Here is a 12,675-nt window from a genome sequence, read left to right as displayed (position 1 = left end):
TCCGCCCACGACGAAAGGGGGCGCCGTCTTTGACGCACGCCCCTGCCACACGATCCAGATGTTAGGCCCAGCGCATGGCCGGACGCTTGCGCACGGTGCGCACGAAGAGGACGTGTCCCAAGCCCAAGAGCGGAGGAGCACAGAGTATTCCAACAATGGGAATCAACATGAACAAGTTCACCAAGATCGTGAACACGAGGTAGAAAAGGAACATTTGACCGAAGTTATTCACGACAAGGTTCTTCGATTCTTTGAAGCACTCACCAATGCTCTTTTCGGGGTCTTCAGCTTTGATCACCGGTGCCGCCCAGAAAAGCACGGCCGCCACGATGCCCAGAACGATGGTAAAGGTACCGATAATAACGGCAATGATGTAGCAGATATGCACACCGAAAATACCCTTGACGTTGCCACCCTTAAAGTAGTCGCCGAAAGAGACATTTTGCCCATTAGCAATCTTGCATGAGGCGGAGACGCAGCCGGCATACATCCAAACATCGAGAAGAATCATCAAGAGGTAAACAACGACCATAGCGAGAATGCTCAATGCCCCAAGGCCCGCAGCGCCGCCGTCGGAAAAGGTGTCAGTCGCTGGGTCATACGACGTCGCGGAAGTAGACGCAGCACCTAAGCTCAGGACCATAATGAGCAGAAAAACACCAAGGGCCACGATTGCGTAGTAAGTTAAAACAGCCAAAGCACCAGGCATAGGCTGCTTGAAATAGCCCTTGAACGCCTGACCGATGGAATCCATGGCGTCGACCGGCGAGACGGTCAGACCACCTTGCTGCTGGTAACCCGCGCCATAGCCACCTTGCTGCTGGTAGCCCGCGCCATAGCCATCTTGCTGCTGGTATCCCTGACCGTATCCGTTGGGATCCTGGTACTCCTGACCGTACATACCCTGGCTGGCACCGTAGGAGTTCTCCCCGTACGAAGTTCCGCCGTAGCCGTTGTTGCCAAAGCTACTCTGGTCGGACCCATAGGAGCCATAGGCGTTGCCGCCGGTGGAGGTTCCGCTGTCGGAACCGAAGGAGTCGAAGCCGTTCTGGCCGTTGTTCCCGCCCTGCTGATTGCCGGACGGGTCTCTATTGCTATCAAAAGGGTTGGTCATGCGGAAAACACTAACGGCACCCTGTTAGGGGTGCCATATGAGACGGGGAATACCACCCCTTTCCTACCTCAGAAGGGGTTAACGATATTTACACATTCTCACGCGATGCCGACCATTATTGTGCGCCAACTTTCGGCTTGAACGAGAGACGGCCAGCTTCGAAAGCTTCAATGTCCGCCTCGTTACGCAGGGTAAGGCCAATATCGTCGAGGCCTTCCATGAGGCGCCAACGAGTGTAGTCATCGATGTCGAACGTATAGCTGTTGCCGCCCACGGTCACGGTGCGTGCCTCAAGATCAACGCTCACCTGAGTTTCACCGGCTTCCAACTGCTTCCAAATGAGCTCAATATCCTCCTGTGCCATCAACCCGGTCAACAGCCCGGCTTTGCCGGAGTTGCCGCGGAAGATATCAGCAAAGCGCGAGGAAAATACGGCCTTGAAACCGTACTCCGCCAGCGCCCAGACTGCGTGCTCGCGGGAGGAGCCCGTGCCGAAGTCTGGACCGGCGAAGAGGACTGAACCATCCTTGAATTGTGGCTGGTTGAGCACAAAGTTCTCATCCGAGCGCCAATTTGAGAACAGCCCTTCAGCAAAACCCGTGCGCTTGACAGACTTGAGGTAGCGAGCCGGAATGATCTGATCTGTATCCACGTTCGAAGCGCGCAGCGGAACACCAACACCGGTGTGGTTTACAAACTTGTCCATTGTCTTCTGCTTTCTCCCAATCTTCCTTGTACTTCCTCGTGGCCTCTTAGGCGTCGATGTCTGCTGGTGATGCCAGGTGGCCCAGAACCGCGGTGGCTGCTGCAACAGCTGGGGAGACTAGGTGAGTACGCCCGCCAGGGCCCTGACGGCCTTCGAAGTTGCGGTTGCTTGTCGACGCCGACCGCTCCCCCGGCTTCAACTGGTCCGGGTTCATGCCCAGACACATCGAACAGCCAGCCGTACGCCACTCCGCGCCAAAGTCAGTGAAGATCTTGTCCAGACCTTCTTCTTCAGCTTGGGCCTTAACTACAGCAGAAGAAGGAACAACCATCATGCGAGTATCGGCAGCAATGGTTCGACCCTTCACCACCTCGGCGGCTGCACGCAAGTCCTCAATGCGCGCGTTGGTGCAGGAACCGAGGAATACGGTGTCGATCTGGATGTCTCGCAGCGGAGTGCCCGGCGTGAGATCCATGTAGGCCAGAGCCTTCTCGGTCGCCGCCTTCTCACCTTCATCGCCGAAGGATTCCGGGTCCGGCACTGAGGCGCTCAACGGCAGGCCCTGCCCCGGGTTAGTTCCCCAGGTAACGAACGGGGTCAGCGCGGAGCCGTCGATCTCCACGACGGTATCGAACTCAGCGCCTTCATCAGTCGGCAGCGTCTTCCAGTACTCCACGGCAGCGTCCCAGTCTTTACCCTTCGGGGCAAACTCACGGCCTTTGACGTACTCAAACGTGGTCTCATCTGGTGCCACCATTCCGGCACGGGCGCCAGCCTCAATAGACATGTTGCAGATGGTCATGCGAGCTTCCATCGACATCTTTCGAATAGCCTCGCCGCGGTACTCAATAATGTGGCCTTGGCCGCCGCCGGTGCCGATCTGGGCAATAATGGCCAGGATCAGGTCCTTGGCAGTTACTCCTTCAGCCAGCTCACCGGAGACCTCAATGGCCATGGTCTTAAAAGGCTTCAGTGACAGCGTCTGGGTAGCCATGACGTGTTCGACTTCAGAGGTACCAATACCCATCGCGATGGAGCCGAACGCGCCGTGTGTTGAGGTGTGAGAGTCACCGCACACGATGGTCATGCCAGGTTGGGTAATACCGAGCTGCGGGCCAACGGTGTGCACGATACCCTGCTGTTCGTCACCCATCGCATGCAGTCGTACGCCAAACTCCTCGCAGTTCTTGCGCAGCGTGGAGACCTGGGTACGGGATACCTCGTCCTTAATCTCCAGCAGGTTACCGGTCTTGATACCCACAGTAGGAACGTTATGATCTTCGGTGGCTAGGTGCAGCTCTGGGTGACGCATCGTGCGTCCAGCCAGGCGCAACCCATCAAAGGCCTGCGGGCTGGTAACTTCATGCAGGAGCTGGAAATCGATAAAGAGGAGATCTGGCTCCCCATTCTCGCCCTTGCGCACGATGTGGTCACGCCACACCTTCTCTGCCAGTGTCAGTTTCTCAGTCATAAGCCTCTCCACTTGAAATCTCAATTAATGGGACGTAAATTTCATTGTATGGGAGAGTATAGCGCAGTATCAGGAATAAAGGTGTTGGATCGCGCCGTCGCAATCATGATGGCCGCAACCAACCACCCCTCCACACTCAACGAGCTCTGCGAGACCACAGGTTTACCACGAGCCACCGCCCACCGTCTGGCGACCGCACTGGAAGCACACCGCATCCTCACCCGCACCGCCGACGGCAAGTGGGGCGCGGGCCCTGCCCTGCCGGGAAACCGAGACCGCATCATCGAAACCGCAGGCCCTATCATGGAGGAACTCCTCGAGGCCACCGGTGAATCCGTCCAACTCTACGAGCTCTCTGGCACAACACGCACCTGCATCGCCACGCGCGAGCCGGAGTTTGGCCTGCACAACGTAGTCCCCGTTGGCCGCCAGCTACCCCTCACTTCTGGCTCGGCAGCACGCATCTTCGCCGCGTTTGGGGACGCCCATGTGGCCGACGCCCTCTTCAGCGAGCGCGATGTTGAGCTCGCACGCGAGAATGGATATTCAGAATCCATCGAAGAGCGCGAGTCTAACCTCGCCTCCGTGTCTGCTCCCGTCTTCGATGGCGCGGGGACGTTTATTGCCGTCCTCTCCGTGTCAGGCTCAGCAGATCGCTTTCGCCCCTCCCCGGCGGAGAAGTTTGCGCCCGTGCTGGTCGACGCCGCCAAGCGCCTCACCGACGCACTCTCCACTGATAGCGCCTAAGTGAGCCCGAAGGTCCTCCTACATACTCAAGCCGAAGTAAGCAGCAAGTCCGCGCAGCCCTTCGGGGCCCTTACTACTCGTAGATGAGAAGGCCTCTCCCCGTTCCTGGACCGATCGCACCACATTGGCTGGTTCACGATTCGGACGACGCGGCACATAGCCTTGGTGAGGCAATCGCGCGAGCTCATCCGCATGCGGCATGCGGGCATAGTTAGAGAAGGTCATGTCCTGACCATTGCGGTTGACCACGGTAATGCCCTGATAGATCCCCACCACTCCGGGGCGACCTTCAATAGACACTGGCCCGCCACTATCCCCAGGGGAAAGCGAAAAACCTGCGGCGTAGTGCATCCCTGGAAACACTCCTGGACCACGCACGGTCGGCCCACAGTGGCGTCCTGCGTAGCGGCCATCCATACACACGTTGACACCCTCCCCGGGTGGGGGTGCCATCCCGTCACCCGTCAGTGGATTTCCCCCGGAAGAAGTTCCACCTGCAAATTGGATATAGGCCAAGTCGTGGCTTGCAGCGCCAGACGGCTTAAACCATCGCAACGTACCTACGTGCTGACCGGAATCGGTATAAACCTGCCCACCATCGAGCCCACAATGGGCCGAAGTCCAAGCGCGAGTTGGCTCAACATAGCCGACACTGCATTCCGCGCCGTCCGAGGTGATAATTTTCTGCCCCTGCGTGATCTGAACTGTGGCATCAGCAGTAGCAACTGGTGCAATCAATACCGAAATTGACACAGCAAAAGTGCTGGCAGCGGCCATCAGGCTACGCGTGAGTTTCGTCGTCATGCATTTACTGTAGCACCCCCACTACCCCCACTATTGAAATCCTAATGAAAAAGCACTTAAATGAAAACAGACTGAAAACACACGGGTTCACTAAGGAGAAGTCATGACCCACACCATCCATGAAGAGCACGCCCACAACCACGGTGAAGGCTGCGGCCACGTCGCTTTCCAGCACGGAGATCACACCGACTACGTTCACGATGGCCACATCCACCGCGAGCACGAGGGCCACTGGGACGAGTGCGAGACGTCCGAGCACCACATTCACGAGGACCACGATCACGAGCACGGCGAAGGTTGCGGCCACGTCGCCATTCCGCACGGCGATCACGTCGACTACCTGCACGATGGCCACCGCCACGCCGCTCACGACGGACACTGGGACGATCACTAAATCCCAGTCACCTCCACGCGCTGCCCAGCTACAGCACTCCACCGAGCAGGGCAGCGTTCCCCGTTTTCCCACACCATATGGCTAGGCAGGCGTTAGTGTGGGGCCATGACTTCCTCACAGACCCCTTCCTCCGCACGCCGATTCCTCACGGCACTGACCGCCGTAGCCACCGCGGGCCTCCTCGCAACTGGCTGCTCCTCTACCACCACCGAGACCGCCGCCCCAGCCACTGCCCCAGCCACCTCCGAGGCAGCAGAGCCTTCATTCAAGAACACCTACCCAGCTTTCAAGCCGCTTAACGACGATTCCCACGTCGAGGTACCTGCAGGCCCTGAGCCCACCATTCCTGGTGGCTCCGCGCCAGAAGGGCAAGCAGGTGCTCAGCCGCAAGCTGCACAGCAGCAAGCTCCACAAACTACGCCTCCCCACCTCCAGGGAGTAGAACCCGGACAATATGTCATGCCACCTGGAAGCAGGAAAACGATTGAATCCGCGCGTATTGGTTCCCTCAACCACATACACGAGCAGCTACCAGAGAACCAGATTAACGGCGCCAAGGTCGATGTCTTCGGTACCCCTGCCACGATGTGTCAGACAGGTGATGGCTACAACATCACCTACGTCCTTGCAGGACCAAATACCAGCTGCGATTTTGCCCGCTCAACCGCTGGCCACCTCATGGGGCTCACCTACAGCTCTTTGGAAGACCTGCGTGGGTACGTCCCCCCACAGATCTCCGTAACTAGTCCGGTAACCCAACAAACCTACAACCTCGCTTGCAAGACCGACGACCGCGAGATCATCCGCTGTACCGGCGGCAACAACGCCGAAATCATGATTGTGTAATAGTTCGGAAAGCAACAAAGCGCTAAGCCACGTGAATGGCTTAGCGCTTTTCGTTGTACCCCGTACGGGATTTGAACCCGTGTTACCGGCGTGAGAGGCCGGCGTCCTAGGCCGCTAGACGAACGGGGCTCGTTTAGCTGTCCGTTGCGGACCTGCTAAACACTATAGGATCTCCGAAAGATTGCACAAATCGGCAGGTAAAAGTACTTTCAAACAGATAAAATCCCGAACCTCGTTGCCCTGTTGTGGCTGCGGTGACTACTTGAATTCTCTCGGCCTGGGTGCGGATCGAATCAGTGGTTATTCCGCTGGCTTACCGTGGGCAGCTAAGGCCGGAACACTAGTGTGCAACGCTGGAGGTTCGGGAAGACACGTGCGCTAACAGCATGTGGTGCAAGGCTCCTACTTCGCTCGAGTGTTGGCTTTAAGAAGTTATGGATTATGGCGATGCCGCCTCGTACTATCTGCTAGAGTCGCGTCGGCGATAGTGATGATTTTCAGCTTCCGCCATCCGCTCTCCTTTCTTCCGGGAATGTCCTGTACCTGCAGTGTAAGCCCAGCGCACGCACACCGGAAGCACTTAGACCAATTGGACACTGGTTTGCCCCCTGGTCCTTAAATTCAGTTCTCTTGAACCTAGGCTCTCCCCTCACCGGTATGGGGCACAACAAGACCACTGACCTCCTAAGCCAAGAAAAGCGACCCCATCTTTCCTGTCAATGCTTCTCACTACATCCCTTTACTTGCACCACTTGCAAGTGTTAGTTTTGCATTAGTTGCAAGTAAGGGAGATGAGCAATGAACGATGATCTAAAAGTCATTGAGGAAGCCCAGAAACGCACCGCCTGGACTCAAAGTCCGTGGGCGGTTGCGCTTGTCGCGCTCGGCATCGGATGTGGCCTCGCGGTGACTAAGGCGTCCTGGTGGTACGGCCTCGCAGTTCTCGTACCGACCTTTATTCTGGGCTATCTCCTCAAGGACAAGATTGCGAACCCCTTCGTGCGCCCTGATCCGAATATGGGGCCAAGTAACGACCGCGCGACCTGGTCACGGGTACTGCTGCCCGGTGCAATGATCATGTCCACCACCCCAACTCCAGACTCGTGGCCGTGGATGGTGGTCTGTGGCGCAATTGTTTCTGCGGCAACAGCGTGGATGCTGTATGAGAACCGTAACGCAGCTGTAAAGGGCGTCAATGCCTAAGGAATCTACGCACCGCCCAGCCGAATTGGATCCGATCATCCATCCCATTAATCGGCTGAAAATCTGCGCCACGCTATTCTCCGCAGGCGCTACTGACGGCCGGCAGATGAAATACAGCCTGCTTGCTGTCCTCACAGAACTTCCCGCCGATACGTTGTCGAAGCAATTGAAGCACCTCGAAGACGAGGGCTATGTCAGCCGTACTCGCGAGTACGGCTCCACGCGCGCCAAGGATACCGTGTGGGTCACGCTTACTGAGGCAGGGACTCAGGCCTACACGCAGCACGTGGAGGCACTCAAAGCAATGACCAAGGGCCTATAGCCCGCGCAGCCACTGCGTGAGGCGCTCCTCCAACTGTGGAAACTCGGTATAGCCGTCGCTTTCGAGGAAATGCCCCGCATCGTGGATGGTGATGGGGGTGGCCGAGAGGGCGTCGGCAAGCTGCTGCGTCAAGTCTGGGTCCACGAGGATATCGTTAGTGGACACGAAGACCTCTGAATGAGCAATGTGGGGCTTGATACCAGGCACGTCGACATGTGCTTGGCCAATAAACTCGTCGAGTTCTGGAATAACGCGAAGCTTTTCCACGAACCCGGAGACGATAAAGAGCCCGGGAAGATCCCACTCGCCTTCCAATGCCGTGAGATAGTGCAGCGCCGCGATGCCGCCTAGGCTATGGGTAATGATGCAGGTATCAGCATCTGGACGGCCAATATCTCTGCGTATCGCTTCAACCCACTCATCGAGCTTCGGCGCATTCGGTTCTGGCAGCGCAATGGTATGAACCGTGTGGTCTTCGGCTGTCAGCTGGCCCTCCAACCACGGGAACCAGTGACTATCAGGACTGGCCTGGTATCCATGAACGATGTAGAAGTGCATGGTTGACAATCATAGAGAAAAAGAGTGGCAAGCATCTGATGCTTGCCACTCCTTAAGTGGTACCCCGTACGGGATTTGAACCCGTGTTACCGGCGTGAGAGGCCGGCGTCCTAGGCCGCTAGACGAACGGGGCATAGAACTGTGACGACTTACTTTAACGTGCGGTGCAGCGTTAAAGTGTTATCACTGCTGGCCTACCAGGACTCGAACCTAGAATGACGGTACCAGAAACCGTTGTGTTGCCAATTACACCATAGGCCATTATTGCGGTGAACTCGCTTGGGGCAGAACCCCTCGCTGCTCGCTGCAACGGTTTATAACTATATCCAGCACACCCGATCCACACAAATCGCCAGGCTAGAGGGAATTTTCGGGGCGCTAAGAGTGAACTCAAACGCCCCGAAATTACACCTCTGTCAGTCTGGCGAACCGAGCCTAGCGTCCGCTTATTCAGCGCTCCACGGCGTGACTGCCTGAGCAGCCTTGAGGCGCGCCAAGGTGGACTCCTTGCCCAGCAGCTCCATGGACTCAAACAGCGGCGGGGAGACCTGCTGACCGGAGATGGCTACACGCAGGGCACCGTAGGCCTTGCGGGGTTTGAGCCCGAGGTCGTCGATAAGCGCGGCGGAGAGAACCTTCTCAATCTCCTCGGTCTTCCACTCCCCGAGCTCTTCCAGCTTGGCAATAGAGACCTCGAGCGGCTGCACGGCGTCATCCTTGAGATTCTTCTTCGCGGCCTTCTCATCGAGCTTCAACTCCGCATCCGGAGTGGTGAGGAAGGACATGAGGCCATAGGCATCCGAGAGGGTCTTGATGCGGGTCTGCACCAAGTCTGCGATGAAAGCAAACTTCTCCTCCGGGTAATCTGCCGGGAAGTCGGTGTACTCGCTCAGGTACTCACGAAGGCGCTGCGCAAAGTCTTCCGGCTTGAGCAGACGAATATGATCGGCGTTGATGGCCTCCAACTTCTTCTGGTCGAAGCGAGCCGGGTTGCCCAGCACGTCGTGCACATCGAAGTTGGCAATGAGCTCATCCACCGAGAAGATATCCTGATCCGCAGACAGCGACCAGCCCAGAAGGGACAGGTAATTGAGCATGCCCTCCGGGATAATGCCGTTGTCGCGGTGATTAAACAGGTTGGACTGCGGGTCACGCTTAGACAGCTTCTTGTTGCCCTCACCCATCACGAAGGGCAGGTGGCCAAACTCCGGAGTCTGCTTAGCAATACCCAGCTCGATGAGTGCCTCATAGAGGGCAAGCTGGCGCGGCGTGGAGGACAGCAGGTCCTCGCCACGCAGGACGTGGGTCACGCCCATCAGCGCGTCATCGACCGGGTTGACCAGGGTATAGAGCGGGGCACCATTGGAGCGAGCCACGACATAGTCTGGCTGAGTCTCCGACTTGAAGGTCATCTCCCCGCGTACCAGGTCCGTCCAGGACCAATCCTTATCCGGCATGCGCAGGCGCCACACCGGCTTGCGCCCTTCCGCCTCAAAAGCATCAATCTGCTCCTGGGTGAGGTCGCGGTCAAAGTTGTCGTAGCCCAGCTGCGGGTCACGGCCGGCCGCCTTGTGCCGCTCCTGGACCTCCTCGTTGGTGGAGTATGCCGGGTAGACGTAACCGCCATCCTTGAGCTTCTGCAGGACATCGGCGTAGATATCCATGCGCTGGGACTGGCGGTAGGGTTCATCAGGGCCACCAACGTTGACACCTTCGTCCCAACCCAAGCCGAGCCAGGTCAGGGAGTCAATGATGGCCTGGTAGGACTCCTCGGAGTCGCGAGCGGCATCAGTGTCCTCGATGCGGAAGATGAGCTTGCCCCCGGTGTGCCGGGCATAAGCCCAGTTGAACAGGGCCGTGCGGACCATGCCCACGTGGGGCGTGCCAGTCGGTGAAGGGCAGAAACGTACGCGGACGTCGGAAGTTTTCTCAGTCATGTTCCCCATCGTAGTTCAGCCCATCTACCGCGCACCGCCCGCCCCACTTGGGGGTAGATGAAAGCAGTTTCCACTAATTGCGTGCAGGGATTTTCCAACAACACTATAGGGAATGATAATCATTACTTATAGTGAAAATCTCCCATTAGAACTCAAGAAAGGTTTCACTCCACCGTGGCACGACTCCGCACTGTGGCGCTTCTTACCTGCGCCACCCTCCTTGCCTCCCCCGCACCTGCGCTCGCTGGCCCTGACGACGGCAAGCACGTGGCCACACAAACCCACATCGACTCACCAAAGTCGTTCTGGGAGAACAACTCCCTCACTCTAAAATCTCACTCGACGGACGCTGATCATGCTCTCGACGAGACTGTGGCATGGGTAGGCAAAGGCTGGGGCCAAAACGGCAAGAACCAATACCAGTTCACTGTCCCCGAGGATCCTGCCCTCTCCTTCGCAGGACAGGCTGGAAAGACCTACTACATGGCCCCCGCTAGCGTGAACGGCACCCTCGATCCGGTCTGGATGGGTTTCGGTGCGGACACTGAGCTGCCCGTCGATGACTTCCGCGACAATATCGCCTCTCTCGACCTTCTCAGCGTCGATGGACCAGGCGAGGTCGAAATGTTCGGCTACTACCCCGGCCCTGGCGGCCTGCAGCGCTTCTTTGGCACCACTGAAGGCGCCCCGCATTCCGCATGGCTGACCAGCGGCACGCACACTCACAATTACACGGTCTTTTCCAAGCCCGGCCGCTACGAGCTCACCTACCGAACCACCGCCCGAGACAAGAATGGCAAGCTCATTGCCTCCGAGCCGGTCACCACGTCTATCCAGGTCGGCGGTGAGCGCCCGCTCAAGGAGGCCACGCCGTCCCTGCGCGAGCGCTTTGACGCGGCATCGAGCGGTGACGCCTCCGCCAAGGATTACCAGCTCACCATCGCTCCGAAGAAGGACAAGGAGAAGGATGGCGATGAGAACCTCTCCTCCATCGACTTCTCCGGCGGCACGAACGGTACCCTGACACTGCTTATCGACGGCTACTTCCTCACCGACCTCCCCGTCACTGACGGCAAAGCTCACTTTGATGAATTCCTCGGCCCCGAGGCCTCAAAGATCCAAGCCGTCTACACCCCGGAGGACGACTCACCTCGCTGGGTATCTGAGGAGCTCGACTACGCCGAGGGCGCGAAGCTCAGCACATCATCCAAGAAATCCGCCGATTCTTGGACTGAGACCTCCAACCCTCGCGAGCTTTCCTCCGGTGAGGAAATCTCCGTGTCAGATCCGAGTATCACCGCTCGCGCTGTTCCCGAAGGTGATGATGCTACGCGCATCATCGTTGAGGCTGCCGATAAGAAGCTCGACGGTTATGTCCACGGAGGATTCTTCAGCGGGGACAGCGACTACGCCGACATTCCTTTCGACGGTGTCATCACGGGCGGCCGCGCCGAGTTTGTCGTTGGTGCCGACAAGAACTTCAACGGCAACAAGGTTCGGCTCGATATCCTCCCGCACCCGACGGTGACGCAGAATTCCGGCTCCATTACCCTGACGGATTCCTTTGACTTCGGTCAAAACTACGAAGCTACCGGTGAACTCGGCAAGGAATCCACCGCGCCGGAAACGACACCGGGCGACAAGGGAGATGCCACACCTGGTTCCAGCCCCCGCAGCGGAGTCTGCGCAAACAAGAAGATTCTGGACCACGGCCACGTCGACATCACAGCCGCCCGTGACGGCGACTCCTTCGCCGCGCGTCTCAAGGATGAAACCGCCATTGTGGATAAGAAGACCGTTGAGCGCCCGCTCGATGACGTCGTCCTTGCTATCCACGACAACGCTTTGCGTGCGCGCCCAGAGGTTCTCAAGGGCAAGGAATTTGATTACTTGGGCGAGGACAAGTTCTACCTGCTGCCGCAGACTCAAGAGCAAGGCATCATCTGGCCTGGCTACAACACCCAGAGCCTGAATTATGACGATTACAAAGACGGCACGGTGACGCTCAACATCAAGCCCACCGACATGCCGGAAGGTGGCAATGTTGGTCTCTTTACTACCGAGGGCCTTGGCAAGTCCTTTACCCCACTGGTGAATTCCGCCGAAGGTGACTATTCCATTGAGACCACCTTCGCTTCTCATACGCACACCAACTGGGCGTTCACCAAGCCGGGCATCTACAAACTCGAGATCACCTACACCGCCACCACGAAGGACGGCAAGGACATCACGTCTGCGCCCCAGGCGCTCACCGTGGCCGCTGGCGACGCCGCGATTAAGGACTGTGTGAGCGCGAAGGGCGAGGGCGGCTCCAAAGGTAAGGGCGGCTCCAAAGACGAGGGCGGTTCCAAGGGCCAAGGCGGCTCCACGGGTGACGGCACGAAGCCAGAAAACTCGAGCAAGCCTGACGCTTCCTCAAAAGATTTGAAGTCTTCGAAGCCGAAGCTCCAGGGACTGTGGGGCCTTGTGCTTCCCGTCGTCCTGGCCATCGTGTTCCAGGGCTTCCTCAACTTCTATAACGACCACCGCCAGGACATCACGGCCCGTCTCAACGGGCTCTTTCGCCGCTAGAT

Annotated in this window: 12 protein-coding genes and 3 tRNA genes; 6 read left to right on the top strand and 9 right to left on the bottom strand. The window is 57.9% G+C overall.

Translation table 11 applies throughout. From position 1 onward, the window contains the following. Window positions 1-61 precede the first annotated feature (61 nt). The 3 genes from I6J26_RS12380 to leuC form a co-directional block, all read right to left on the bottom strand. Entirely contained in the window at window positions 62-1,114 is a 1,053-nt protein-coding gene (locus tag I6J26_RS12380; protein ID WP_181815366.1) for a hypothetical protein, read from the bottom strand. 115 nt (window positions 1,115-1,229) lie between these two features. Next, on the bottom strand, window positions 1,230-1,820 hold the full coding sequence (leuD, locus tag I6J26_RS12375; RefSeq protein WP_070671073.1) for a 3-isopropylmalate dehydratase small subunit: 591 nt from the start codon (window positions 1,818-1,820) through the stop codon (window positions 1,230-1,232). A 46-nt stretch (window positions 1,821-1,866) separates the two neighbouring features. Further along, the gene (gene leuC / locus I6J26_RS12370) at window positions 1,867-3,291 is read right to left on the bottom strand and encodes a 3-isopropylmalate dehydratase large subunit (protein ID WP_115021933.1); all 1,425 of its coding nucleotides are present in this window, start codon (window positions 3,289-3,291) and stop codon (window positions 1,867-1,869) included. Window positions 3,292-3,339: 48 nt separating this feature from the next. Here leuC and I6J26_RS12365 point away from each other — a divergent pair, with 48 nt between their 5' ends. Further along, window positions 3,340-4,038 carry an IclR family transcriptional regulator gene (locus I6J26_RS12365; protein WP_115021931.1) on the top strand — a complete coding sequence of 233 codons (699 nt, stop codon included), beginning with the start codon at window positions 3,340-3,342 and terminating at the stop codon, window positions 4,036-4,038. Between the two features lie 18 nt (window positions 4,039-4,056). Here the strand turns inward: I6J26_RS12365 and I6J26_RS12360 are convergent, their stop codons facing one another. Next, window positions 4,057-4,842, bottom strand: a complete 786-nt coding sequence (locus tag I6J26_RS12360) for a hypothetical protein (protein WP_115021929.1) — start codon at window positions 4,840-4,842, stop codon at window positions 4,057-4,059. Between the two features lie 103 nt (window positions 4,843-4,945). Here I6J26_RS12360 and I6J26_RS12355 point away from each other — a divergent pair, with 103 nt between their 5' ends. Next, window positions 4,946-5,236 carry a hypothetical protein gene (locus I6J26_RS12355; protein WP_115021927.1) on the top strand — a complete coding sequence of 97 codons (291 nt, stop codon included), beginning with the start codon at window positions 4,946-4,948 and terminating at the stop codon, window positions 5,234-5,236. Between the two features lie 105 nt (window positions 5,237-5,341). Beyond that, entirely contained in the window at window positions 5,342-6,082 is a 741-nt protein-coding gene (locus I6J26_RS12350) for a hypothetical protein (protein ID WP_115021925.1), read from the top strand. A gap of 56 nt (window positions 6,083-6,138) precedes the next feature. On the opposite strand, the gene I6J26_RS12345 is transcribed toward I6J26_RS12350, so the two are convergent. Beyond that, window positions 6,139-6,211 (bottom strand) — tRNA-Glu (locus I6J26_RS12345). A gap of 669 nt (window positions 6,212-6,880) precedes the next feature. Here I6J26_RS12345 and I6J26_RS12340 point away from each other — a divergent pair. Together I6J26_RS12340 and I6J26_RS12335 are read left to right on the top strand one after the other, a co-directional pair. Continuing rightward, complete coding sequence (locus tag I6J26_RS12340; RefSeq protein WP_115021923.1) at window positions 6,881-7,285, top strand: hypothetical protein; 405 nt, start codon at window positions 6,881-6,883, stop codon at window positions 7,283-7,285. Beyond that, the gene (locus I6J26_RS12335) at window positions 7,278-7,607 is read left to right on the top strand and encodes a transcriptional regulator (protein ID WP_115021921.1); all 330 of its coding nucleotides are present in this window, start codon (window positions 7,278-7,280) and stop codon (window positions 7,605-7,607) included. The genes I6J26_RS12340 and I6J26_RS12335 overlap by 8 nt, the downstream gene beginning before the upstream one ends. Here the strand turns inward: I6J26_RS12335 and I6J26_RS12330 are convergent. The 4 genes from I6J26_RS12330 to gltX all read right to left on the bottom strand — a co-directional run bounded on the left by I6J26_RS12330 (window position 7,602) and on the right by gltX (window position 10,111). Beyond that, complete coding sequence (locus I6J26_RS12330) at window positions 7,602-8,165, bottom strand: RBBP9/YdeN family alpha/beta hydrolase (RefSeq protein WP_115021919.1); 564 nt, start codon at window positions 8,163-8,165, stop codon at window positions 7,602-7,604. The genes I6J26_RS12335 and I6J26_RS12330 overlap by 6 nt on opposite strands. A gap of 57 nt (window positions 8,166-8,222) precedes the next feature. Further along, window positions 8,223-8,298 (bottom strand) — tRNA-Glu (locus tag I6J26_RS12325). Between the two features lie 56 nt (window positions 8,299-8,354). Beyond that, window positions 8,355-8,426 (bottom strand) — tRNA-Gln (locus I6J26_RS12320). 185 nt (window positions 8,427-8,611) lie between these two features. Beyond that, window positions 8,612-10,111, bottom strand: a complete 1,500-nt coding sequence (gene gltX, locus I6J26_RS12315; protein ID WP_115021917.1) for a glutamate--tRNA ligase — start codon at window positions 10,109-10,111, stop codon at window positions 8,612-8,614. A 165-nt stretch (window positions 10,112-10,276) separates the two neighbouring features. Here gltX and I6J26_RS12310 point away from each other — a divergent pair, with 165 nt between their 5' ends. After that, window positions 10,277-12,673 carry a choice-of-anchor M domain-containing protein gene (locus I6J26_RS12310; protein ID WP_115021915.1) on the top strand — a complete coding sequence of 799 codons (2,397 nt, stop codon included), beginning with the start codon at window positions 10,277-10,279 and terminating at the stop codon, window positions 12,671-12,673. Window positions 12,674-12,675 lie beyond the last annotated feature (2 nt).

The organism is Corynebacterium minutissimum (assembly GCF_016889765.1).
GTDB lineage: Bacteria > Actinomycetota > Actinomycetes > Mycobacteriales > Mycobacteriaceae > Corynebacterium > Corynebacterium minutissimum_B.
Note: the sequence above shows the minus strand (reverse complement) of the source record. Positions and strands in the feature narration are given on the sequence as shown.

Coding starts and splice junctions, on each gene's coding strand:
- I6J26_RS12380 (WP_181815366.1), bottom strand. CDS start 1,114: ATGACCAACCCTTTTGATAGCAATAGAGACCCGTCCGGCAATCAGCAG.
- leuD (WP_070671073.1), bottom strand. CDS start 1,820: ATGGACAAGTTTGTAAACCACACCGGTGTTGGTGTTCCGCTGCGCGCT.
- leuC (WP_115021933.1), bottom strand. CDS start 3,291: ATGACTGAGAAACTGACACTGGCAGAGAAGGTGTGGCGTGACCACATC.
- I6J26_RS12365 (WP_115021931.1), top strand. CDS start 3,340: ATGGGAGAGTATAGCGCAGTATCAGGAATAAAGGTGTTGGATCGCGCC.
- I6J26_RS12360 (WP_115021929.1), bottom strand. CDS start 4,842: ATGACGACGAAACTCACGCGTAGCCTGATGGCCGCTGCCAGCACTTTT.
- I6J26_RS12355 (WP_115021927.1), top strand. CDS start 4,946: ATGACCCACACCATCCATGAAGAGCACGCCCACAACCACGGTGAAGGC.
- I6J26_RS12350 (WP_115021925.1), top strand. CDS start 5,342: ATGACTTCCTCACAGACCCCTTCCTCCGCACGCCGATTCCTCACGGCA.
- I6J26_RS12340 (WP_115021923.1), top strand. CDS start 6,881: ATGAACGATGATCTAAAAGTCATTGAGGAAGCCCAGAAACGCACCGCC.
- I6J26_RS12335 (WP_115021921.1), top strand. CDS start 7,278: ATGCCTAAGGAATCTACGCACCGCCCAGCCGAATTGGATCCGATCATC.
- I6J26_RS12330 (WP_115021919.1), bottom strand. CDS start 8,165: ATGCACTTCTACATCGTTCATGGATACCAGGCCAGTCCTGATAGTCAC.
- gltX (WP_115021917.1), bottom strand. CDS start 10,111: ATGGGGAACATGACTGAGAAAACTTCCGACGTCCGCGTACGTTTCTGC.